Below are 22,489 nucleotides of genomic sequence, written 5' to 3' on the forward strand. Positions count from 1 at the left end.
GCGGCGGCACCGACCGCGACGCTTTCCCCCGCACCCTCTTGAGCGGATGTGACACATGACCACTGCACGAGACCTGATGATCACCGCCATGGACGTGGCGCCCAGCCGCCCCGTCACGCAGGGCGATCTGTCGCTCGCGCTCGCGGGAGCGGAGGTCGTCGACCTGCTCGCCGCCGAGGCCGTCACCCTGGACGGCGACCGCATCGTGCCCGGTCTCGGACCCGCCACGGGCGATCCGCTGCTGGCCCAGGCCGTGTCGTCGCTGGTCCGCGAGGCGCCGTACGAGCTCGTCGGCGACTGGCTCTGGCGACGGGGCAGGGGCCTGTCCGCGGCGTATCTGGCCGCGCTCGAGGCGGAGGGGCTGTTCGGCCGGCCACGCCGCCGCGGGCTGCGCTTCCGGGCCGGCCGCGAGGCGCCGGCAGATTCGGCGGACCGGCGGGCGGCGGCGGAACGTCTGGCCTCGGACGAGCCGGTCCTGGCCGCGCTCGCGTCGGCCGTCGGAATCCGCGACGACGGCGTGGGCGGCGGCGAGGAGGGACCGGACCGCGAGAAACCCGTCCACCCCGAGAGCCCCGAGAGCCCCGAGAACCCGGAGAACCCCGAAACCGGGTACGAGGGCCGGCACGAGACCGGGAGCGGGGCCGGAACCGGGAGCGAGGGCGGCCGTGGGACCGGCGGTGACAGGGCGGGCGACGGGACCGGGACGGGCGGGCTCCAGGAGGGCTCCGGTGGCTTCCCGAGCGTGTCCGACGACGTGGACACGGTGCTCGCGGCCGTGCTCGACGCGCTGACGCAGTTGGAGGCCATGAGGCAGCGTCGCTCCGTCGAGCAGGCCGCGTTCGACAACATCTGGCGAGGCGACTGACGCGGCGGCGGTGCCGGACCCCCGTCACCGGTCCGTCCGCCGCCCCGCCCGCTCTCCGGCCTTCCGAGACGGCCGTCCGGCACCCCGGCGCAACGCGGGAGCGGCCGGAGCCGTACCGGCCCGCATCCGGAACGGCCGGTCGGCATCCCCGGGTACGACCGCGTCTGCGGCCGCCGCGATCGGAGCGGCTTCAGGAGACGGCGTCCCGGACCGGCTGACGGCCGTGCGGGCGGGCCAGGTTGTCCGGGAGCAGGACGAGCCTGAGCTGCTCCTCCGTCAGCAGGCCCTTGGCGAGGACGAGTTCGTGCACGCTGCGGCCGGAGCTCAGCGCCTCCTGGGCGACGGCGGTGGCCTGTTCGTAGCCGATGTGCGGGTTGAGCGCGGTCGCCAGGCCGATGGAGCGGGTGACGAGGGCTGCGAGGTGGTCCCGGTTGGCGGTGATGCCCGTGACGCAGCGCTCGGCGAGCGTCAGGCAGCCGGCCCGCAGATGGGTCAGGCTCTTCAGCAGACTGTGGGCGATCAGCGGTTCGAAGGCGTTGAGCTGGAGCTGCCCCGCCTCGGCCGCCATGGTCACCGCCATGTCGTTCCCGATGACCTCGAAGGCGATCTGGTTGACGACCTCGGGGACCACGGGGTTCACCTTGCCGGGCATGATGCTCGAACCCGCCTGCACCGGCGGCAGGTTGATCTCGGCGAAGCCGGCCCGCGGGCCGCAGGACAGCAGCCGCAGGTCGTTGCAGGTCTTGGAGAGCTTGACGGCGATCCGCTTGAGGACGCCGGACAGCTGGACGAACGCGCCGGCGTCCTGGGTGGCCTCGACGAGGTCCTCGGCGACGGTCAGCGGCAGGCCGGTGATGGTCCGCAGGTTCCGGGCCGCCAGCGCCGCGTACCGCGGGTGGGCGTTGAGTCCGGTACCGATGGCCGTGCCGCCGAGGTTGATCTCCCGGATGAGCTCACGGGCCTCGGTGAGTCGCTTGTGGTCCTCGCCGAGCATGACGGCGTATGTCGCGAACTCCTGGCCCAGGGTCATCGGGACCGCGTCCTGGAGCTGCGTACGGCCCATCTTGAGGACGTCCGCGAACTCCGCCGCCTTCGTGTCGAAGGCCCCGCGCAGCACCTCCATGGCGTCCAGCAGCCGCTGGGCGGCGAGGTCGAGGGCGATCTTCACGGCGGTGGGGTAGACGTCGTTGGTGCTCTGGCCGGCGTTGACGTCCTCCAGCGGGTGCAGCCGGGCGTACTCGCCCTTGCGGTGGCCGAGGAGTTCCAGGGCCCGGTTGGCGACGACCTCGTTGGCGTTCATGTTCGTCGAGGTGCCCGCACCGCCCTGGATCACGTCGACGACGAACTCGCGGTGCAGCTTCCCGGCCCGTATCTCCTCGCACGCCGCCACGACCGCGTCCGCCTTGGCGGGGTCCAGGAGCCCGAGTTCACGGTTGGCGAGTGCCGCGGCCTGCTTGACGGAGGCGAGGGCGGTGACGAGGTCCGGGTAGGCCGAGACGGCGGTGCCGGTGATGGGGAAGTTCTCGGCGGCCCGCAGGGTGTGGATGCCGTAGTAGGCGTCCGCGGGGACGTCGCGGTCGCCGAGCAGATCGTGCTCGCGGCGGAACGCGCCGGGGGCCTCGTCGCGCGGGTCGTCGGGGTGGGCCTGGTCGTGCGTGGGCATGGCGCTGGGGACTTTCGTGTCGGGTGACTACGCAGGGGAGGTGGCGAGGGAGGGGCGGGGCGGGGATGCGGGCGGGAGCGGGTGCTACACCCGGGACGGGATGCGGGCGGGAGCGGGGCCGCACCCAGGTCGGGGATGCGGGCGGGAGCGGGGCCGCACCCAGGTCGGGAGCGGGTGCTACACCCGCGCCAGGTCCGCGGGCCGGACGTCTGCGGCCGCCGGTTCGCCGAGCGCATGGCGCAGCACCCGTTCCCGCTCCCGGGGGTCCGCGGTGGCGAGCAGCGCGCTCAGCACGGCGATCCGGGCCTGCCCGGCACGGAACGTGCCGGTCGGCACGGCGCCCGCGGCCACCAGGTCGACGGCGCCGCCGTGCGTGTAGATCTCGGTGACCGGGCCGGCCTGGACCCGGGTGGTCAGGGCGACGAGCACGCCGCGGGAGGTGGCGGCGGCGACGGCCTCGGCGATCTCCGGGGTCGCGTTCCCGGCCCCGGTGGCCACCAGGACGACGCCCTGGGCCCCCGCGTCCAGCGCGGCGTCGAACAGCAGGGCGTCCGCGTCGCAGTGATGCATGACCATGTCGACGCGGGGGGCCGTCTCCGGGACGGCGGGCAGCGCGAGCGCGGCGGGGCGCTCCGGCCGGCGCAGTACGGACACCCGGCCGAAACCGACGTTGCCGAGGCGGGTGCCGGAGGGGTCGGCGAAGGCGTCGGGGGCGAGGGTCTGCGTCTTGACCGTGCCGCGGGCCGGGTGCACCTTGCCGTCGAAGGCGATCACGACGCCCAGACCGCGGGTCGTCGCGGCGGTCAGCAGGGCGTCGTGGAGATTGCCGGGACCGTCGCCGTCCGTCGCCCCGAGCGGGAGCTGCGCGCCGGTGAAGACCACCGGTCGCGGGTCGTCGTGGTGGAGGTCCACGAGGAAGGCGGACTCCTCGAGCGTGTCGGTGCCGTGGGTGACGACGATTCCGTCGACACCGGGGTCCGCGAGCACCTCGTGGACCGTGCGGAGGAGGGTCAGCTGATGGTGGGTGGTGAGCCGGGGGCTGTTCACACTGAAGAGGTCCACGACCTCGACGCTGATGCCCTCCGGCAGCGGGGCGGTGGCCATGACCTCTCCCCCGTTCGCGTCGGCGGCGAAACCGGAACCCTGCCAGCGGCTGGCTATCGTCCCTCCGGTGCTGATGACGACCATGCGTCCCACGGTGCGTCCTCCTTCGTGCGGCGTCGTGCCGCAGTGGGGCGGCTGTTCCGACGGGGCACGCGGCCCGGCCTCGCTCATGGCGCCGGCCGGGCAGCGCCCCATGGCTGGCTCCGGGGGGTGGCCGGAGCAGTCGACGCAATCATAGGAGTTACAGGGCGCAATTTGATCGCTGCTTCAACCCTGCCTGGCCGAGAAGTGTGGGGGATAATTGCGCCATGGACGAGATCGACAGGGCAATCTTGCGCGAGCTCCAGAACGACGGCCGGCTGAGCAACCAGGAGTTGGCGCAGCGCGTCGGCCTCACGCCGTCGCCCTGCATGCGCCGCGTACGGCAGCTGGAGCAGGACGGCGTGATCCAGGGCTACCGGGCGGTGATCGACCCCGATGCGGTCGACCGGGGGTTCGAGGTGCTGGTCTCCATCGAGGTGGCGCGCGACCGCGAGGTGGTCGAGTCCTTCGAGTCGGCCCTGCAGGACATCCCGGACGTCATCGAGGCGCACCGCCTGTTCGGCAGCCCGGGGTGCCTGCTGCGGATCGCGGTGAGCGATCTCCGCGCCTACGAACGGCTGTGGATCGAGAAGCTGACGGCGCTGTCCGGCGTCACCGAGGTCAACTCCCAGATCATCATGAAGCGCATCAAGGAAGCCCGGGGACTTCCGGTGGACGGCTGAGGCGGTCCACGCGGGGTTCCGGCGGGCCCGGCACGCAGTACGGCCGCCGGCCGGCGCGCCAGGTGCCTGCCCGGCATCCGCCGTATGTCCTCCCCTGTCCTCCCCGTCCAGCAGCACCCGCCCCGTGGTGGGGCGCAGCCCCGGCAGACCGTGCGCAACGGGCGGACAGCAGGAACTTCGGGCGTGTGCCCATCATGGGAGTGGGTCCTCTCACCGCGGTAGGGAGCCGGAGGGCGGCCGGGCCCCGGCGGGTCCGGGCGCGGTCGCGCCGGACCGCCGGGGAGGAGCTACCGGCGCCGCTCCGGAGGAACGGTCGCTACGGTCGGCGGAAGTGGTGGGACGTCAGTCGGAAGCGGGCGTACGCCGCCTGACGCGGTCGCACGTCCGCAGGGCGCGCTCGTGAGGCGAGGGGCCCGCCGGCTCAGCCGGCGTCACGGAGCCGCCCGGAACGGACGCGCCGTGGCGGGGTGAAGGCGTACAGCCCGAGGATGTCCGGCATCTCGGCGAGCCCCGGCCCGCCCGCGCGTACCCACGCGGCCACGTCCTCGGTCGCGGCCGGATCGTTCACCAGTCCGAACCAGACCGGACGCCCGCCCGCGGCCCGGCCCTCGGCCGACGGCTGCACGACGACGACGTTCGCCTGGTCGCACACGTCCAGGCAGTCGGAGATCCGCACCGGCGCCTGTTCCGCGAGACGCGCGGTCTGCTGCGCGTGGTCGACTCCGGTCACCTTGGGACTGCCGCAGCAGCAGTCCCGGCACACGACGACCCGGCACGGCACCGGGCCGGTGTCCACTGGTCCCCTGGGCACGACGACAAGCACTCCCCTCCGGGGAAATCCGCCCCAGTCAGCTCGAGGAGGCGACCGCGTGAGTCTCCTGGCTCTCGGGTCACCGCTCGCCCCGGCCTTCCCACCCGCATCCGGGCAGTGGTCCGTTCGGGGTCCGCTCGCCGATCACAGTGGCGGGACCGCGCCGGATTCACACCGGCTTCCTCGTTCCGCCGTCGCCTTTTACGGCGGACATCATCGCAGAATCCCGTGCCGTGTCCACGCCGCGTCCGGATCCGGCGGCCCGGACGACCCGTCACGCCCCGCGGCCGGGACCACGGAGAGCCGTCGGCCGTACCGCGAACGGACGCCCACCGGTGGCACCCGAACACCGGGCGAACCAGGCTGACAACACCACATACTGCAAAAAACGCGGTAATCAACCGGAAAACGAGGCAAAGGAACGGTAATGTTCGGCCCGGCGCAGCACTGACATCCAAGGAGTCCGGCGGTGATCTCACGTGTGTCAGCGGGCGTTCTGCTGATCTGCGCGGTGCTGCTGCACGTGGTGACTCCGCTGTGCGCCACCCCTGACGCACCCCGGGCCGAGGCGGCCGTCGTCTCGACCGAGAACAGGAACCCCCACACCGCGGCCGTGGTCGTCCGCGCCGACGGCGCCGGGCTCCACCACGACGAGTACGACCCGCGCAACCATCCCTCGCGGCTGACCCCGCTCGGCGCCCAGGCCCCCGCCGGCCCCGGCTACGGGAACACGGGCCACGGCGGCGGCGCCCCGGACGAGACGACGGGCCCCCCGCGCGGTACGTCGGCCTGGACCGCGAGACACAGCCGGAACCCGGGCGCCGCACCGGCGCCGACCCTGAGCACCCTGCAGTCGTTCCGCTGCTGACCGGCAGGTGCGCCACCGGACGCCGACCCTCCCCCCGAGCCGCCGGGACACAGCCCCCGCGCGCCCCGGGACGGACGTCCGGTGCGGCCGACGCCCTCGTCACGAGGCGTCAGGGCCACCGCGGCGCACCCCTCTTCGACGAGGCAGACCCGTTCCGCATCGAAGAGACCGAGGTACGACCATGCAGTCACTCATCGAGCACGCCCGGCAGTTCCCCGCGCGGATCGCGGGCCAGCAGGACGCCTACGCGGCGCTCGCGCGGGGGCAGCGGCCCCAGGCGCTGTTCATCACCTGTTCCGACTCCCGGGTGGTCCCTTCGCTGATCACCGGCGCCCGGCCCGGCGACGTGTTCGAGGTACGCACCGCCGGGAACATCGTCCCGCCCTGGCAGCCGCGGGCGGCCTGCGCCGTCGGGGGCAGCCTGGAGTTCGCCCTGGAGGCCCTGGAAGTGCCCGACATCGTCGTGTGCGGGCACTCGCACTGCGGCGCCGTCCAGGGCCTGCTGCGGGAGCAGGACGTCCGGAGCATGCCGCTGGTACGGCGCTGGCTCACCAGGGCGGGGCACCGCACCGGGCACGACGCGCCCGAGCCGTCCACGGGCGAGGAACTGACGCCCGCCGTGCAGCGGCACGTCCTCACCCAGCTCGGCCATCTGCGGACCTACCCCTGCGTCGCCCGGCGGCTGGACTCGGGCCGGCTGCGGCTGCATGCCTGGTTCTACACGGTCGAGTCCGGCGAGGTCCTCGCCTGCGCGGCGGACGGCCGCACCTTCCGGCCCCTGTGATCCGGGCCGGCACCCCGGCCGCCGGCGCCGGCGGCCGCGCACCGCGGTGCCCGCCGCACCGGCCCGGACGCCCACGACGTTCCTTCCTCACCTCCTGAAAGAACGCCATGCCCCTGATCACTGCAGAGCAACGGCGCACCCTCCGCGCCGACGTCACCGCCTCCCTCGTCGTCTTCCTCGTCGCCCTGCCGCTGTGCGTGGGCGTGGCCGTCGCCTCCGGCGTCCCGGCCGAACTCGGCCTCATCACCGGCATCGTCGGCGGTCTGGTCACCGGGCTGCTGCCCGGCAGCAGCCTCCAGGTCAGCGGCCCCGCCGCGGGACTGACCGTCCTCGTCTTCACGGCGGTGTCCGACTACGGGCTGCCCGCCCTCGGCGTGATCGTGCTCGGCGCCGGGCTGATCCAACTCGTGCTCGGCGCCCTGCGGCTCGGCCGGTGGTTCCGCGCGATCTCCCTGGCCGTCGTCCAGGGCATGCTCGCCGGTATCGGGCTGGTCCTGATCGCCGGCCAGCTCTACGCGCTGGCGGACGCCAAGGCTCCGGGCGGCGGACTGGCCGACCTCGCGGGTCTGCCGCGGCTCGTCCTCGCCACCGTCACCTCGCAGAACGCACTCCTGGCCCTCGCCGTGGGCGTGGGAACGGCGCGGCTCATCGCCGTGTGGCCGCGGGTCTCGGGACGGGCGCGGGTGGTGCCGGGAGCGCTGGTCGCGGTGGGCGTCGCCACCGCTCTGACCGCCCTGTTCGACCTGCCCATCGCACGGGTCGAGGTCACGGGGCTGCTGCACGCGATCCAGCCGCCCGGCCTGTCCGACGCGACGCGGCTCGCCGACGTAGGACTCGCGGCCACGGTCGTGGCGTTCGCGCTGATCGCCTCGGCCGAGAGCCTGTTCAGCGCGAGCGCCGTCGACCGGCTCCACTCGGGTCGCCGCACCGACTACGACAAGGAGCTGATGGCGCAGGGGGCGGGCAACAGCGTCTGCGGTCTGCTCGGCTCCCTGCCGATGACCGCGGTGATCGTGCGCAGCTCCGCGAACGTCCAGGCCGGTGCGCGCACCAAGCTCTCCCGCGTGCTCCACGGCGTGTGGCTGCTGCTGTTCGCGGCCTTCCTCCCGCAGGCGCTCTCCTACGTCCCGACCGCCGCGCTCGCCGGCGTCCTGATCCACGCGGGGTGGAAGCTGATCCCGGTGAAGGAGATCGGGCCGCTGTGGCGGGACCACCGCGGCGAGGCGGTCATCCTGGTCGTCACCGCGGCGGCGATCGTGACGACGAACATGTTCGAGGGCGTGCTCATCGGTCTGCTCCTCGCCGTCGTCAAGACGGCCTGGGCCATGTCCCACGTCCACATCTCCGTGTCCGACAGCGGCATCGGGCCTGTCCGGGTCCGGCTAAGCGGCAACGCCACGTTCCTGCGGCTGCCCCGCATCCTGGACACCCTGGACGCCCTGCCGCAGCGGCATGTGGAGCTCGACCTCTCCGGGGTGCGCCATCTGGACCACGCGTGCATGACCGCCCTGCAGAGCTGGGCCGACGAGCGCAACGCCCATATCTCCCGGCCGGACGCGGAGGCCGGGGTCCTGGGCGGGCCGGACAGGGCCGGTACGGCGGCCGAAGCGTCCGCGGGCCCGGATACGGCCGGTACGGCGGGCGGCGCGGGCGGTCCGGGCCGGGGTTCGGCCGGACACCGTCCCAAGGGGCCGCTGCCGTAGCGGGCCTGACGCTTCGTCCGGTGCCGGGAACGCGCCACCCGCCGGACGGACCGCCCCCGGGACTGCGGACGCTTCGGCCGCCGGCACAGGGGGCTCCGTGCGCGCGGACCGCGCCAGCGGGCCGACCGCTGCGGGACCTCCGGGCAGACGGGCCGCCGGCTCGCGTGCTCGGGCGTGGCGGAGCACCTGGCGGCCGAGCCGGCCGATCAGGGGGCCGACCGACCCGCGGGGGCAAGGCGGCGGCGTCCGCACACATGTGTGCGGACGCCGCCGCCTGCCCCTGGTCGGCCGCCGACCGACCTGCCCGGCGCCATCACCGGCATCAGCCCTGCAGGCCCGGAACCGCCACCCCGGCAGCGGGAGGAATCAGGCGGGCCGGGTCGGCGAAGACCTCCTCCACGACGACGCCCGCAGCGCCGCGCACCGCGGCGGTGAAGCCCAGGGCGGATCCGGTGACCCGGGCGACCGCGGGGTCGCCGGCCACGGCCCGCTCCCTCAGCTCCCGCATCGCGGCGGGCAGCAGGTACGGGGCGACCGTCGCGAAGTAGCCGCCGAGCACGATCACCTCGGGGTTGAGCAGATTGACCGGAATGGCCAGGCCGATGCCGAGCCAGCGACCGATCTCGTCCAGCCCGCCCAGCGCCCGCGGGTCCCCTTCGGTGGCCCGTCGCAGCAACTCCGCCGCGAGCTCCTGGGGGTCGAGGGCGACCGCGCCCGCCGGTCCGTCCGCCAGATCCGGCGCGGCGGTGCGGATCGCGGCGGTGAGCCCGACCTTGGTCTCCAGACAGCCGGTTCGCCCGCAGGCGCACCTCTCCCCCGCCGGGTCCACCTGCAGATGGCCCAGCTCGCCGCTGAAGCCGCCCGCACCGCGCAGCAGCCCGCCGTCCGCGACGATGCCGGCGCCGATGCCCGCCTCGCCGGTGACGTACACCAGATCGGCGGCACGGGAGCCGGGGCGGCCGCGTTCGGCCAGTGCCGCCAGATTGGCCTCGTTGTCGACGACGACGGGCACCTCGGCCGGCAGTCCGAGATGATCACGCAGCAGCCGGGCGACGGGAACGTCCCGCCAGCCGAGATTCGGCGCGGCCCGCACCGAACCGTCGGCGGCGTCCACCGGACCGGGCACCGCGACGCCGATGCCCGCCGTGTGCGCTCCCGCGGCCCGCGCCTCGTCAAGCAGTTCGGCCGCGATCCCGGCGAGCGCGCGGATCGTGCGCTCGGCGCCCTCACGGGTGGCGTCGTGGACGACGCGCCGCTCCTGCCGGGTGCCGTCGGCGAGATCCGTCGACCGGGCCGCCAGATAGCGGGAGTTGACCTCCAGCCCCAGCACGGCGACCGCCCGTCCGTCGATCTCCAGACGGCGCCCGGGGCGCCCGACGCTCCCGTCCTGCTGGAAGTCCGTCTCCCGGAGCAGCCCGCGTTCGATCAGCTCCGCCACGAGGCTGGACACCGTGGCCCGTGTCAGCCCGGTGTGCCGGGCCACGGTCGCCCGGGACAGCGGACCGGCCGAGCGCACCTCGCCGAGGACGCGGACGAGGTTGGCCCGGCGGACCGCCACCTGGTCGGACGGTGCCCGGCCCGGGCCGCGGGCGGCCGCTGCTGCGGCGCTCTGTGACACGTTCACGCTCCCCATCCGCCCGGGCCGCGTGGTTCCGGCCGGGGACTTCAGCTCGTCAAAGGGCGACAGGGAAACCTATCCCGCCGTCACCGCACGGCGAGCAGGTGTTCCATCGCCAGCTGGTCGAGTCGCTCGAACGCCATGGAGCGCTCGGCCGCCGCCCGCACGTCGAACTCCTCGTAGGCGGATGCGTCGGCGAGCAGGCCCCGGAGACCGTCGGCTGCGGTGGGCCGGGCGAGTTCGTCGAGCCGCGAGGCGGCCAGCGCCTGCCCGACCTCGGGATCGGCACGGAAGGCGGCGGCGCGCTCCTTGAGGATCAGGTAGTTCCGCATGCAGTTCCTCGCCGACTCCCACACCCCGTCGAAGCCGTCGGTGCGCACCGGCTTGAAGTCGAAGTGGCGGGGGCCCTCGTAACCGGCGGTCTCCAGGAGGTCGACGAGCCAGAACGCCTGGCGCAGATCGCCGGCGCCGAAGCGGAGGTCCTGGTCGTACTTGATTCCGGACTGGCCGTTCAGGTCGATGTGGAAGAGCTTGCCCGCCCACAGCGCCTGGGCGATGCCGTGCGGGAAGTTGAGTCCGGCCATCTGCTCGTGGCCGGTCTCCGGGTTGACGCCGACCAGCTCGGGGCGCTCCAGGCGCTCGATGAAGGCGAGGGCGTGGCCGATGGTGGGCAGCAGGATGTCGCCGCGCGGCTCGTTGGGCTTCGGCTCGATGGCGAAGCGCAGGTCGTAGCCCTGCTCGGTGACGTACTCGCCGAGCAGGTCGAACGCCTCCTTCATCCGGTCCAGGGCGAGGCGCACGTCCTTCGCCGCGCCGGACTCGGCGCCTTCCCGGCCGCCCCAGGCGACATAGGTGGTGGCGCCCAGCTCTGCGGCGAGGTCGATGTTGCGGATCGTCTTGCGGAGTGCGAAGCGCCGGACGTCGCGGTCGTTGGCGGTGAAGGCGCCGTCCTTGAACACGGGGTGCGTGAAGAGGTTGGTGGTCGCCATGGGCACGGCGAGGCCCGTGCGCTCCAGGGCGGAGCGGAACCGCTTGACGGCGGCCTCGCGCTCGGTGTCACCGGCGCCGAAGGGGATCAGGTCGTCGTCGTGGAAGGTCACACCGTAGGCGCCCAGCGCCGCCAGCCGTTCGACGGACTCGACCGGGTCGAGGGCCGGACGGGTCGCCTCGCCGAAGGGGTCCCGGCCCTGCCAGCCGACGGTCCACAGACCGAAGGTGAACTTGTCCTGCGCGGTGGGAGCGTACTTCTCCGACATGGTGTGCCCCTTGGGAGACGACTGTCCGGAATTTGTTTTACCTCTTATCAATACCTCAGAGCTCACCCCCTGCCAAGCCATACCCCATGGCTCGCAGACGTCGAGATTGCCCCGTTATGCTGGGCTTGACGACCTCCGATGACCTCGACATATTTTGTTTTTACGACAGACTGAATTAGCCCAGTGAGGTGCGCAGTGCCGTCATCGCCCGTCGTCATCGGCGTGGACAGTTCCACCCAGTCCACGAAGGCCGTCGTCATCGACGCCGACTCCGGCCGCCTGCTCGCCGCAGGGCGCTCGCCGCACACCGTCACGGGCGAGGGCGGGGCCCGGGAGACCGATCCCGAGGAGTGGTGGCGGGCCCTACGAGAGGCCGTCGCTTCTGCCCTGCACGCATCCGGGGCCCCGGCCTCCGCCGTCACGGCGATCGCGGTCGCCGGACAGCAGCACGGGCTCGTCACCCTGGACGCCGCGGGGCGCCCGCTGCGTCCGGCACTGCTCTGGAACGACACCCGGTCCGCCCCGCAGGCCGCCGCCCTCACCCGTGCCCTCGGCGGCGCGGACGCCTGGGCGGCCCGCACGGGTTCGGCACCCGTCGCCTCCATGACGGCGACCAAGTGGCGGTGGCTGCGCGAGAACGAACCACGGACCGCCGACGCCACCGACGCCGTACGGCTCCCCCACGACTTCCTCACCGAGCGGCTCGCGGGCACCGCCGCGACCGACCCCGGCGACGCCTCCGGCACCTGCTGGTACTCGGCCGCCACCGGCGGGTACGACCCCGAACTGCTCGGCCTCCTCGACCTCGATCCGGCGCTGCTGCCGACCGTCGCCGCGAGCGGCGCCGAGCGGATCGGATCCCTGACCCGCTCCGCGGCCGAGGCGCTCGGGCTGCCGGAGGGCGTCGCCGTCGCCGCGGGGACGGGCGACAACATGGCGGCGGCCGTCGGGCTGGGCCTCGGCGGTGCGGGGCTGCTCGACCACCCGGTGGTCAGCCTCGGCACCTCCGGCACGGTCTTCGCGGCCACCCGCACCCGCCCCGCGTCGCCCGCGCTGGCCGGCTTCGCCACCACCGACGGCGGCCATCTGCCGCTCGCCTGCACCCTCAACTGCACACTCGCCGTCGACAAGGTCGCCGCCCTGCTCGGGCTCGACCGCGAGGACGCCGAACCGGGCGGCGAGGCGGTGCTGCTGCCGTACCTCGACGGTGAGCGCACCCCCGACCTCCCGCACGCCTCGGGGCTGCTCACCGGACTGCGGCACACGACCACGCCGCGTCAACTGCTGGGAGCGGCCTACGAGGGCGCGGTGTTCACCGTGCTGCACGCCCTCGACCAGCTCCCCCTCGGCGAATCCACCCTCGGCGACGGGGCGGCGTACGGCGGCCCGCAGGGCTCCGGCGCGCACGAGCGGCCCCTGAGGCTGATCGGGGGCGGCGCGCGGGGACGGTTCTGGGTCGACACCGTGCGCCGCCTGTCGGGCCGCGCCGTGCTGATCCCGGAGTCGGAGGAGCTCGTCGCGCTGGGAGCCGCCGCGCTCGCGGCGGGCGCGGCGTCCGGACGGGACCCGGTGGCCGTCGCGACGGCGTGGGGTACGGGGCGCGGTCGTGAACTGCCCGCCGTCCCGAGGGACGAGGCCGCGTGGCGGCGCATCGAGGCCGTGCTCGCAGACGTCACGGCGCGGGCCGGGCGAGCGGGCGACTGAAGGGCCCGGGGTCGCGTCCGCGGGCGGGCGCCCGGCCGGAGGACGCCGGTCGAAATCTGCCGCCCGAACGCCTGGAGCGGTCTGCCGGGTGACCACTTCCTTGTTACCCACCGGCACGAGGTTCCCCACCGGCACGAGGCCGTGGACGCGGCACTGCGGGCCCCGACGGCAACGACAGGGCACGGCAGCCGACGGAGCGTGCCCGCCTCGGGCCCCGGCCCGCAGATCTGGCCGAAAGCTCTGAACGGTGGTTCACTGTTTCCATGCCCTACCGCAGGACGCCCGCCGTCGAGGACCGTCTGGCCGCCGCCAGGGAGCATCTGGTCGAACGCGCCACGTCCGTGGTCGCCGAGGCCGGATGGGCGAACGCGTCCGTCACCGCGGTCGCCGCCGCCGCCGGCATGTCGGTCGGCTCCGTCTACCAGCACTTCCCCTCCAAGCAGGCGCTGGCCGTCGAGGTGTTCCGCCGGGCCTCGGGCCACGAGGTCGACGTCCTCGGCGAGGTACTCCGGGAGGGCACCGGCGACCCGGTGGAGCGGCTGGCCCTCGGTGTCGGCGTCTTCGCGCGCCGCGCCATGGAGCGGCGCGGACTGGCGCACGCGCTGCTCGCCGCACCGGCCGAACCGGCCGTCGGCCAGGAGCGCCTGGAGTTCCGGCGCCGCTACCGCGCCGTGTTCGCCGAGGTCGTCCGGGAGGGCGTCGACGCCGGGCTGCTCCCCCGCCAGGACCCGGAGATCACCGCGGCCGCGCTGACCGGCGCGATCGGCGAGGTGCTCGTGGACCCGCTCGCCGCTCCGGCGGAGGGTCCCGAGGCCGGCCGACTGGTGGACGAACTGGTGGCGATGTCCCTGCGCTGCGCGGGCGCCCGGCCCGCGGCATGACCCGACGACCCCGGAGGACCCGCATGCCCGCGACCACGGAAGCATCCCCGCTCAGCAAACCGACAGCCCGTACGCACGAGGTGACCAACCAGCCGCCGCCGCTCACCGGTCACGACGTCGCCGAGGACCCCGTACTGCTCGAGGGACTGCGGCGCGAGGGTGCCGGCTGGTACGCGGACGACCTGCACCGCCTCGGCAGGCTCGCGGGATCGGAGCAGGTCCTGCGCTGGGCCGAGGAGGCCAACCGCCACGAGCCGGAGCTGCGCACGCACGACCGCTACGGCAACCGGATCGACGAGGTCGACTTCCATCCCTCGTACCACTCGCTGATGGACGTGGCGATCCGCGAGGGCCTGGGCGGGGCGCCATGGGCGGACGACCGGCCGGGCGCGCACGTCGCCCGCGCCGCGGGCTTCATGGTGTGGAGCTCGGCCGAACAGGGCCACGGCTGCCCGGTGTCCATGACCTACGCCGTCGTGCCAGCTCTCCGGTCGGCGCCCGAACTCGCCGCCGTCTACGAGCCGTTGCTCACCAGCCGGGTGTACGACCCGGGCCTGCGGGCGCCGGGGGGCAAACGGGGACTCCTCGCCGGTATGGGCATGACCGAGAAGCAGGGCGGCACGGACGTGCGCGCCAACACCACCGCGGCCACCGCACAACCGGACGGCAGCTGGCGGCTGCGGGGGCACAAGTGGTTCACCAGCGCTCCGATGAACGACCTGTTCCTGGTGCTGGCGCAGGCACCGGGAGGGCTGTCCTGCTTCCTGGTGCCCCGGGTGCTGCCGGACGGCTCGCGCAACACCTTCCGCATCCAGCGGCTGAAGGAAAAGCTCGGCAACCGCAGCAACGCCAGCAGCGAGCCGGAGTTCGACGACACCGTCGCCTGGCTGGTCGGCCGGGAGGGGCAGGGCGTACGGACGATCATCGACATGGTGACCATGACGCGGCTCGACTGCATCCTGGGCTCGGCGTCGGGGACCCGCGCGGCGCTGGCGCAGGCCGCACACCACGTACGCCACCGGGCCGTGTTCGGCGCCAAGCTGATCGACCAGCCGCTCATGCGCAACGTGATCGCCGACCTGGGGCTGGAGTCGGAGGCCGCGACGACGCTCGCGCTCCGGGTCGCGGGCGCGGCGGACCGGGCGCAGCGCGGCGACGCGCAGGAGCGGGCCTTCCTTCGGCTGGCCACGGCCGTCGGGAAGTACTGGGTCTGCAAGCGGCAGCCCGCGGCGGTCGCCGAGGCGCTGGAGTGCCTCGGCGGCAACGGATACGACGAGGCGTCCGGCATGCCGCGGCTGTACCGCGAGGCTCCGCTGAACGGCATCTGGGAGGGCTCGGGCAACGTCAACGCCCTCGACGTGCTCCGTGCACTCGCCCGCGAGCCGGAATCCCTGGAGGCGTTCCGGGCGGAGGTCGAGGCGGCCGCGGGCGCGGACGCACGACTTGACGAGGCGTGGCGGACGCTGCGCGGCGAGCTGGTACTCACCGCCGACGCCGAACTGCGCGCACGACGGCTGGTCGAGCGCCTCGCCCTGGTGCTGCAGGGCTCCCTCCTCGTCCGCCACGCGCCGCCCGCCGTGGCCGACGCGTTCTGCGCCTCCCGCCTGGCAGGCGACACGGGCTTCGCGTTCGGCACCCTCCCGCCGGCCGCCGACCTCGCCAAGATCCTCACCCGGGTGCCGGGCGCGACGCACTGAGGCACGGACCGCTCCCGCCCGGCGCGCGGCTCGCCGCCCGACCCCGCCGGGCGGAGCGGACCGGTGCCGGCACACCTCCTGGAGACCGGCAACGGCACGGCGGCGCCGGCCCTGCAGCGCGGCGCGACCGGCAACGCTGTGACAGCGTCGGCCCGCAGCGGCGCACGGCCCGGCGGCACGGCACCAGCACCAGCACCAGCACCAGCACCAGCACCGAGACGCGGACCGGTACCGCGGCACGACCGGCAACGGCGCACGGCCCGGCGGCTTGGCACAGACGCGGCACAGCGCGACACGGCACCAGCACCAGCACCAGCACCAGCACCAGCACCGAGACGCGGACCGGTACCGCGGCACGACCGGCAACGGCCCGGCAACGGCGCACGGCCCGGCGGCTTGGCACAGACGCGGCACAGCGCGGCACGGCACCAGCACCGGCACCGGCACCGGCACCGGCACCGAGACGTGGACCGGGCACCGGCCCCGCGCCGGCACCGGACCGCCCGCCCGGCACGAGGCGAAAACGCGTCGCGCGGGCGGGCCGGCGCCGCCGCCCGCGGCGCCGGCCCGCCGTCACCGCACCGACTCCTCCGGCGGCCTTTCGCGCAGAGCACCGTAGGCGAGGAAGTAGGCAGGGAGCCGGTTGAGCCTGCGGGAGGTGGTGATCAGCTCGGTCAGGTGCTTGGCCAGCCGGGGGTTGCCGAAGGCGGGCTCCCCGGCCAGCAGGGGCGCGATGACCCTGGCGTGGGCGAGGCGCTGGAGGGCCTGGGTCCCTGCGGTGGTGGGCCACCGGCGGCGCTGGACGCGGCGTACGTCCTCGAGGCGCACCCGGCCCTCGCCCAGGGGGCCGACGAGATGGCGTGCGGCGGCCACCGCGTCCTCGACGGCGAGGTTGATGCCGATGCCGAAGACCGGTGACATGGCATGGGCGGCGTCGCCGATGCACAGCAGCCCCGGACGGTGCCAGCGCCGCAGCCGGTCGAGCCGTACGTCGAGCAGCTTCACGTGGTCCCACGAGGTGAGCGCGTGCGTCCGGTCCGAGAGCCAGGGCACCGCGGAGGTGAATCGTGCCATGAACCGGTCCAGGCCCTCGGCGCGCCGCTGCGCGTCGGTGCCCTTGGGGATCAGCGCGGCGATCTGCCAGTAGTCGCCGCGGTCGATGAGCGCGCTGAAGAACCGGTCGCCGACCCCGCCCACCAGCCCGCTCGGGTCGCCCTCGTGCCGGGGAAGTCTGAACCACCAGGCGTCCATAGGGCAGTTGAAGTTCTCCAGGCCGAGTTCGGGCAGCGTCCTCGCGATCGAGCCCCGGCCGTCGCACGCCACGGTGAGCGTGGCCCGCAGTTCGCCGGTGCGGCCGTCGGAGGTGCGGTAGCGGACGCCGTTCACCCGCCCGCGTTCCATGAGGAAGGAGGTCGCCTCGGTGTTCATCCGGACGGAGAAGGAGGGTTCCCGGCCCGCCTCGTCCACGAGGAGGTCGAGCAGGTCCCACTGGGGCACCATCGCGATGTAGTTGTACTTGCCCCGGAGAGCGCCGATGTCCCCGACGGTGATCAGCGAACGGTCCGGTCCGATGGGCAGCTGCACCGTCGTCACCCGGCGCTGCGGCAGCCGGGCGAAGCGCTCGGCCAGTCCCAGATCGTCCAGCAGCGCCAGGGTGGAGGGATGCACGGTGTCGCCACGGAAGTCGCGCAGGAAGTCGCCGTGCTTCTCCAGGACGGTGACGTCCACCCCGGCCCGGGCCAGCAGCAGGCCGAGAACCATGCCCGCGGGCCCTCCACCCACCACGCAGCACGTGGTCCGATCCATGGAACCGCTCCCTTCGATGGAATCCCGGGGTCAGCAACAATTGGACATATACCCTCAAGCTGGACACTCGTGGCACGGACGGCCGTGCCACTTCCCGGGAGGCAACATGAGCGAGCAGCCGGTCCTTCTGCCCTACGCCGACCCTGCCTTCGTCGCGGATCCCTTCCCGCTCTACCGCCGGCTACGCGAGGAGGGCCCGGTGCGGCGGGCCGTGATCGCGGGCGGCGTGGAGGCCTGGCTGGTCACCCGCTACGAGGACGGCCTCGCGGCCCTGTCGGACTCCCGGCTGAGCAGCGACGTCCGCGACGCCTCGGACCCGCGGCTGATGCAGCAGCTGCCCTCGACGGAGCGCGAGTCGATGGTGAGCAACATGCTGCGCTCCGATCCGCCCGACCACACCCGGCTGCGCCGGCTGGTCTCGAAGGCGTTCACCGCGCGCCGGGTGGCGGAGATGCGGCCCAGGATCCAGGAGATCACCGATCGGTTGCTCGACGGGCTGCTACCCGCCGGACGGGCGGAACTCGTCGCGGACTTCGCACTGCCGCTCCCGGTCACCGTCATCAGCGAACTCCTGGGCGTCCCCCTGGACGACCGGCACGAGTTCCAGCGCTGGACCGACGACATGCTGCTGCGCCGGGCGGAGATGCCGGACCCGGCCGTGGTGGACTCGGCGTGGCAGCACATGCGCGCGTATCTGACCGGGCTCATCGCAAACAAGCGGTCCCGGCCGGGTGACGACCTGCTGAGCGCCCTGATCACCGCCCGCGACGAGGAGCAGCGGCTGAACGAGGACGAGCTGATCGCCATGGCGTTCCTGCTCCTCGTCGCCGGGTACATCACCACGGTCAATCTGATCGGCAGCGGCGTCGCGGCACTGCTCGCCCACCCCGACCAGATGGCGCTGCTGCGGGACGACCCGGAGCTGCTGCCCGGCGCCGTCGAGGAGTTCCTGCGGTACGACGGGCCCGTCAACCCCGGAATCGCGAGGTTCGCGCGCGAGGACGTGGAGATCGCCGGGGTGACCGTCCCGAAGGGCGCGACCGTGCTGATCGCCTCGGCCATCGCCGACCGCGACCCGGCGCGGTTCGCCGAACCGGACAGGCTGGACATCACCCGGCGTGACAACGCGCACCTCGCCTTCGGGCACGGGATCCACTTCTGCCTGGGGGCCCCGCTGGCCAGGTTGGAGGGGCAGATCGCCATCGGCTCCGTGCTGCGGCGCCTCCCCGACCTGGCGCTGGCCGTGCCGCCGGAGGAACTGCATTGGCGGCCGGGCGGGCTGAGGGGTCCGGCGCGGCTGCCGGTCACGTTCACGGCCACGGACGGGCACCGCCCCGGCTCCACCCCACAACGACGGGACGCCGCCGGGTCCGCCCCGGGGGAGATCGCACCGTTCGGCACGGGCTGATGGGCTGACGGGCTGACGGGCTGACGGGCTGACGGCAGCCGACCCCGCGCCGGGCAGGGCGCCCCACGCGACCGAGGCTGCGCGGGGTGGCTCGTTCAGGGAGGTCCCGGGGCACCCGGGCCGGACCGCGGCGTGCCGCTCCACCATGCGCGGAAGCCCCGGTGGCGATACCGGTCCCGGGCCGGACGCGCACGGCGTCCGGCCCGGCGGAGCCGCGGTCGTCCACACGTCACCCCACCTGCCGGACCGGGGCGGGCCGTCAGTGCGGTGCCGTCAGGCGGGGATGTCGATCATCCCCAACGGGGGGCTGGTGGGCTGCAACGAACCTCCGACCGGCTCGATGGTGATGCCGACCGCCGTCGCTCCCGAGACCGGGCCGTTCAGCATCTGCATGTCCTGAGCCTCGGCACCGCTGACCAGCCCGGCGGGCCGGTAGGAGCCGTCCTCACTGAACCACAGGGCGTACGTCTGCCCGACGGGCAGCGGCGGAACTCCCGTCGCGAAGAACACCGCCGCGTCCTGGCTCCGGGAGACGGCGATGGTGCCGGTGCCGCCGTCCGCAAGCTGCTGGGTGTGGAGCTCGACGTCCGGCGCGGCGAGCACGTCGGCCACACCCGCGTACCGCTCCTCGGCCCAGTGCAGCTGGGAGCGCGCCCGTTCGGCGGCCTGGTACTGCCAGGCGGCGACCCCGCCGAACGCCACGGCCAGCGCGGCGCAGGCCGCGAGGGCCAGTTGCATGATCCGCGGGACGGGAGAGCGCCCGGTGCCGGACGGAACCGGCCCGCCGGCGGAGGGCCGGGCGTGCGGGACCTCCCCAGCGGGCTGTTCGCGCGGGACGCGGGGAGCGTACGGGGCCTGGGAGGTGACGGCGATCCGCTCCAGCACCCGGCGCCGCAGGTGCTCCGGAGGCTCGGCCGTGACCGGCTGGGCGAGGCGTGCCGCCGAGTCCGAGAGTTCCGCGACCTCGCGCGCGCAGTCCGCGCAGGACGCGAGGTGCTCCTCGAAGGCCCTCCGCTCGTCCTCGGGCAGCGCGTGCAGCGCGTAGGCGCCGGCGGCGGAGTGCAGCTCGTCGCCGTTCTTGTCCCGGACCTCGCTCATGGCCGCACCTCACCCTCGTACAGACAGTCACGCAATCGCATCAGCCCGTCACGCATCCGGGCCTTCACCGTGCCCAGCGGCTGGGACAGGTAGTCGGCCACCTCCCGGTAGGTGAGCCCGTGGTAGTAGGCCAGGACGACCGACTCCCGCTGGAGCTCGGTCAGCGACTGCAGACAGCGCCGGACCTGCTGCTGCTCCAGGCCGGTCTCGACCTGCTCGACCACGTCGTCGAACGGCGGCACGGACTCCAGCAGGGCTGCTCTGCGCTCCCGCTCGACCCTGGCCTGTGACGACCGGACCCGGTCCACCGCACGCCTGTGGGCCAGCGTCAGGACCCAGGTCAGGGCACTGCCCTGCTCGGGCCGGAACCGGCCGGCCGTCCGCCACACCTCCACGAGCACGTCCTGGGCCACCTCCTCGGACTGGGCCGGATCTCTCAGGACCCTGCGGACGAGGCCCAGTACGGCGCCGCTGACCGCCTCGTAGACGGGTACGAACGCGTCCTGGTCGCCGCGCCCCACCAGGACCATGAGCTCGTCCAGTCCGAGCTTGGCCAGTTGTTCGGCGGCGTCGGGATCCGCATCAGGTGGCGACACTCGCGCCCCCTCGCTCCTCGTGGGCACCAGGGGTGCCGTACAGGCTCGTTCGTCACCATGCCACCACTGATCGGAAGGGGCCGCACGCCTGGAGCCGCGAGGGGAGACCGGAGGTACCCGGTGACATGTCACGTCCACCGTTCACCTCTCATCCGCCACCTGCCCGGTTCTCTGTTCGTCACTCACACACGTCCTCGTTCAGCGGCCACCCCCGTGCCGTCCACGCGCCCTCGGCGGGCGGTCACGAGCCCTCGTTCGGGGGTCGCCCGCCGTGCGTTGGACCGGCCCAGGGTCGCGGCCGGTCAGCCGCGGTCGCGGCAGTCCCAGCGTCCCCGGACCCACTCGTCCACCCACTGGTCCTTGACCCACTTCTGCTTCCAGTGGCCCTTACGCCATTCGCAGCGGTCCCAGTCCGGGCCCCCGGAGTCGCCCGCGAGGTGGGAGACCCGCGCAGGGGCGGGGGGCTCGGAAGAGGCCGCCGCGGTGCCCGAGGACGCCGCTGACAACCCGCCGACGAGCACACCCGTGGCCGCCGCGGCCGCCGCGAGACGGCGCACCCGGAGGGAAACGCCCATCTGACCCACCTCTCTCCCGGGGGCCTTCCGGATTTCCCCTTCGGGAGACCGTCCGGACCGCCGCACACGGAACCCGCTCGGCGTCGCTGCCGTGCGCACGTGACACGAGTAGTTCGAAGCCGAGCCGTCTCCGGATAGGCGCGCGAAGCGAAGAAGACGGAATTCGCGGCACCGGCCGGCCACTCCGGCCGTTCCGCGCGAGCCGCATCGCGAAGGGTTCGGAGAGCGCTGCGAAGGCGCCTATCGGCTGGCTGCCGCCCAAAGGGTGAATAGTCGGCGTGTCGCCACCCGAAGAGCGGACAGTGTCCCTCGAATGCGACGTTCTCGGCTGGTGCGAAGCCGCGATCCGTCTGACGGTGAATTCGTCGCTGCTGCGATCCGATGAGCCGACGATGTGTCAGCCCTCGCAGTCGCGGCGAAAGGAATGGGATCTCATGCGCTCTGCCCGCACCCTGTGCGCCTCGGCCGCCATTGCCGCGGTCCTGACGATTGCCGCACCTACCGCTTACGCGATGACCCTGGCCGAGGACTGGGGCCAGGACAACGGTTCTTCGTCCGGCAACTACGAGGGCAAGAAGGACGACGACAAGAAGGACGACCACGGAAAGGGCGACTACGGCAACAAGTGGAACAAGAAGGACAACCACAAGAAGTGGGACAAGGACTACGACGACGACGATGACGACGACGACGATGACGACGACCCGAAGGGCAGCGTCGACGCCGGAGGCGGCTTCCTCGCATCCGTCATGAACGACGAGTGGGGCCAGGGCTCCAAGCAGGAAGAGACCGGCTCCAAGCAGATGGAGAACGGGTCCAAGCAGGAAGAGACCGGCTCCAAGCAGATGGAGAACGGGTCCAAGCAGGAAGAGACCGGCTCCAAGCAGGAAGAGGACTCGAAGAAGGACGAGTACGGAAAGAAGGACGACGAAAAGAAGGACTACGGCAAGAAGGACTACGGCAAGAAGGACTACGGCAAGGACGACCACGACAAGAAGTGGAAGCACAAGGACTACGACAAGGGCGACGACTACGACGACGATGACGACGACGATGACGACGACGACCCGAAGGGCAGCGTCGACGCCGGAGGCGGCGGCCTGGCGATGAACAACGGCAGCCTGGCTGCCGGTTCGCTGCTCATGCTCGGCGGCATCGGTGCCGGCGCCTGGAAGCTGCGCCGTCGCGGCGTGACCGGTACCTCGGCCTGATCGAGGTCGCATCACCTGCAGCTCGCTGCGCTGTCGCGGCCGCCGTCCTCTCCGGACGGCGGCCGCGGCGATGCGTT

General features: G+C 73.4%; 19 protein-coding genes and 1 riboswitch. Of the genes, 10 read left to right on the top strand and 9 right to left on the bottom strand.

From position 1 onward, the window contains the following. Positions 1 to 55: 55 nt before the first annotated feature. Positions 56 to 865, top strand: a complete 810-nt coding sequence (locus tag FEF34_RS07425) for a GPP34 family phosphoprotein (RefSeq protein ID WP_138052417.1) — start codon at positions 56 to 58, stop codon at positions 863 to 865. A gap of 190 nt (positions 866 to 1,055) precedes the next feature. On the opposite strand, the gene aspA is transcribed toward FEF34_RS07425, so the two are convergent. Both aspA and FEF34_RS07435 read right to left on the bottom strand, forming a co-directional pair. Then, entirely contained in the window at positions 1,056 to 2,528 is a 1,473-nt protein-coding gene (gene aspA, locus FEF34_RS07430; RefSeq protein ID WP_138052418.1) for an aspartate ammonia-lyase, read from the bottom strand. A 177-nt stretch (positions 2,529 to 2,705) separates the two neighbouring features. Next, entirely contained in the window at positions 2,706 to 3,725 is a 1,020-nt protein-coding gene (locus FEF34_RS07435) for an asparaginase (RefSeq protein WP_138052419.1), read from the bottom strand. A gap of 215 nt (positions 3,726 to 3,940) precedes the next feature. Between FEF34_RS07435 and FEF34_RS07440 the strand changes: the two genes are divergently transcribed. Further along, positions 3,941 to 4,396, top strand: a complete 456-nt coding sequence (locus tag FEF34_RS07440; protein ID WP_138052420.1) for an Lrp/AsnC family transcriptional regulator — start codon at positions 3,941 to 3,943, stop codon at positions 4,394 to 4,396. Positions 4,397 to 4,817: 421 nt separating this feature from the next. Here the strand turns inward: FEF34_RS07440 and FEF34_RS07445 are convergent, their stop codons facing one another. Next, entirely contained in the window at positions 4,818 to 5,207 is a 390-nt protein-coding gene (locus FEF34_RS07445) for a (2Fe-2S) ferredoxin domain-containing protein (protein ID WP_138052421.1), read from the bottom strand. 44 nt (positions 5,208 to 5,251) lie between these two features. Beyond that, positions 5,252 to 5,434: riboswitch (cobalamin riboswitch) on the bottom strand. A gap of 242 nt (positions 5,435 to 5,676) precedes the next feature. On the opposite strand from FEF34_RS07445, the gene FEF34_RS07450 reads away from it, so the two are divergent. The 3 genes from FEF34_RS07450 (at position 5,677) to FEF34_RS07460 (ending at position 8,562) form a co-directional block, all read left to right on the top strand. Next, complete coding sequence (locus tag FEF34_RS07450; RefSeq protein WP_234042316.1) at positions 5,677 to 6,075, top strand: hypothetical protein; 399 nt, start codon at positions 5,677 to 5,679, stop codon at positions 6,073 to 6,075. A gap of 181 nt (positions 6,076 to 6,256) precedes the next feature. Then, entirely contained in the window at positions 6,257 to 6,859 is a 603-nt protein-coding gene (locus tag FEF34_RS07455) for a carbonic anhydrase (protein WP_138052422.1), read from the top strand. Positions 6,860 to 6,966: 107 nt separating this feature from the next. Further along, positions 6,967 to 8,562, top strand: a complete 1,596-nt coding sequence (locus FEF34_RS07460; RefSeq protein ID WP_138052423.1) for a SulP family inorganic anion transporter — start codon at positions 6,967 to 6,969, stop codon at positions 8,560 to 8,562. A 322-nt stretch (positions 8,563 to 8,884) separates the two neighbouring features. On the opposite strand, the gene FEF34_RS07465 is transcribed toward FEF34_RS07460, so the two are convergent. Continuing rightward, a complete protein-coding gene (locus tag FEF34_RS07465; RefSeq protein WP_199800649.1) occupies positions 8,885 to 10,186 on the bottom strand; it encodes an ROK family transcriptional regulator in 1,302 nt (433 codons plus the stop codon). A gap of 80 nt (positions 10,187 to 10,266) precedes the next feature. After that, the gene (xylA, locus tag FEF34_RS07470; RefSeq protein WP_138052425.1) at positions 10,267 to 11,436 is read right to left on the bottom strand and encodes a xylose isomerase; all 1,170 of its coding nucleotides are present in this window, start codon (positions 11,434 to 11,436) and stop codon (positions 10,267 to 10,269) included. A 195-nt stretch (positions 11,437 to 11,631) separates the two neighbouring features. Between xylA and xylB the strand changes: the two genes are divergently transcribed. From xylB to FEF34_RS07485, 3 genes are all read left to right on the top strand, one after another. Then, positions 11,632 to 13,140, top strand: coding sequence for a xylulokinase (xylB, locus tag FEF34_RS07475; RefSeq protein ID WP_138052426.1), 1,509 nt, complete (start codon positions 11,632 to 11,634; stop codon positions 13,138 to 13,140). 263 nt (positions 13,141 to 13,403) lie between these two features. After that, entirely contained in the window at positions 13,404 to 14,021 is a 618-nt protein-coding gene (locus FEF34_RS07480) for a TetR/AcrR family transcriptional regulator (protein ID WP_138052427.1), read from the top strand. A 23-nt stretch (positions 14,022 to 14,044) separates the two neighbouring features. Then, positions 14,045 to 15,718, top strand: coding sequence for an acyl-CoA dehydrogenase family protein (locus tag FEF34_RS07485; protein ID WP_138052428.1), 1,674 nt, complete (start codon positions 14,045 to 14,047; stop codon positions 15,716 to 15,718). Between the two features lie 573 nt (positions 15,719 to 16,291). Here the strand turns inward: FEF34_RS07485 and FEF34_RS07490 are convergent. After that, complete coding sequence (locus FEF34_RS07490; protein ID WP_138052429.1) at positions 16,292 to 17,524, bottom strand: FAD-dependent oxidoreductase; 1,233 nt, start codon at positions 17,522 to 17,524, stop codon at positions 16,292 to 16,294. Between the two features lie 106 nt (positions 17,525 to 17,630). Here FEF34_RS07490 and FEF34_RS07495 point away from each other — a divergent pair, with 106 nt between their 5' ends. Beyond that, on the top strand, positions 17,631 to 18,932 hold the full coding sequence (locus FEF34_RS07495) for a cytochrome P450 family protein (RefSeq protein WP_138052430.1): 1,302 nt from the start codon (positions 17,631 to 17,633) through the stop codon (positions 18,930 to 18,932). A 273-nt stretch (positions 18,933 to 19,205) separates the two neighbouring features. Here the strand turns inward: FEF34_RS07495 and FEF34_RS07500 are convergent, their stop codons facing one another. The 3 genes from FEF34_RS07500 to FEF34_RS07510 form a co-directional block, all read right to left on the bottom strand. Then, positions 19,206 to 20,030: an anti-sigma factor gene (locus tag FEF34_RS07500; RefSeq protein ID WP_138052431.1), complete on the bottom strand. Its 825-nt coding sequence runs from the start codon at positions 20,028 to 20,030 to the stop codon at positions 19,206 to 19,208. Next, the gene (sigK, locus tag FEF34_RS07505; protein ID WP_138052432.1) at positions 20,027 to 20,626 is read right to left on the bottom strand and encodes an ECF RNA polymerase sigma factor SigK; all 600 of its coding nucleotides are present in this window, start codon (positions 20,624 to 20,626) and stop codon (positions 20,027 to 20,029) included. The genes FEF34_RS07500 and sigK overlap by 4 nt, the downstream gene beginning before the upstream one ends. Positions 20,627 to 20,928: 302 nt before the next feature. After that, on the bottom strand, positions 20,929 to 21,201 hold the full coding sequence (locus tag FEF34_RS07510; RefSeq protein ID WP_138052433.1) for a hypothetical protein: 273 nt from the start codon (positions 21,199 to 21,201) through the stop codon (positions 20,929 to 20,931). Positions 21,202 to 21,635: 434 nt separating this feature from the next. Between FEF34_RS07510 and FEF34_RS07515 the strand changes: the two genes are divergently transcribed. Beyond that, entirely contained in the window at positions 21,636 to 22,412 is a 777-nt protein-coding gene (locus FEF34_RS07515) for a hypothetical protein (protein WP_234042317.1), read from the top strand. The last annotated feature ends 77 nt before the right edge of the window (positions 22,413 to 22,489 follow it).

Origin of the sequence: Streptomyces marianii (assembly GCF_005795905.1) — a bacterium.
Lineage (GTDB): Bacteria > Actinomycetota > Actinomycetes > Streptomycetales > Streptomycetaceae > Streptomyces > Streptomyces marianii.

Coding starts and splice junctions, on each gene's coding strand:
- FEF34_RS07500 (WP_138052431.1), bottom strand. CDS start 20,030: ATGAGCGAGGTCCGGGACAAGAACGGCGACGAGCTGCACTCCGCCGCC.
- FEF34_RS07425 (WP_138052417.1), top strand. CDS start 56: ATGACCACTGCACGAGACCTGATGATCACCGCCATGGACGTGGCGCCC.
- aspA (WP_138052418.1), bottom strand. CDS start 2,528: ATGCCCACGCACGACCAGGCCCACCCCGACGACCCGCGCGACGAGGCC.
- FEF34_RS07485 (WP_138052428.1), top strand. CDS start 14,045: ATGCCCGCGACCACGGAAGCATCCCCGCTCAGCAAACCGACAGCCCGT.
- FEF34_RS07490 (WP_138052429.1), bottom strand. CDS start 17,524: ATGGATCGGACCACGTGCTGCGTGGTGGGTGGAGGGCCCGCGGGCATG.
- FEF34_RS07495 (WP_138052430.1), top strand. CDS start 17,631: ATGAGCGAGCAGCCGGTCCTTCTGCCCTACGCCGACCCTGCCTTCGTC.
- FEF34_RS07510 (WP_138052433.1), bottom strand. CDS start 21,201: ATGGGCGTTTCCCTCCGGGTGCGCCGTCTCGCGGCGGCCGCGGCGGCC.
- FEF34_RS07460 (WP_138052423.1), top strand. CDS start 6,967: ATGCCCCTGATCACTGCAGAGCAACGGCGCACCCTCCGCGCCGACGTC.
- FEF34_RS07515 (WP_234042317.1), top strand. CDS start 21,636: ATGCGCTCTGCCCGCACCCTGTGCGCCTCGGCCGCCATTGCCGCGGTC.
- xylA (WP_138052425.1), bottom strand. CDS start 11,436: ATGTCGGAGAAGTACGCTCCCACCGCGCAGGACAAGTTCACCTTCGGT.
- FEF34_RS07455 (WP_138052422.1), top strand. CDS start 6,257: ATGCAGTCACTCATCGAGCACGCCCGGCAGTTCCCCGCGCGGATCGCG.
- FEF34_RS07480 (WP_138052427.1), top strand. CDS start 13,404: ATGCCCTACCGCAGGACGCCCGCCGTCGAGGACCGTCTGGCCGCCGCC.
- FEF34_RS07440 (WP_138052420.1), top strand. CDS start 3,941: ATGGACGAGATCGACAGGGCAATCTTGCGCGAGCTCCAGAACGACGGC.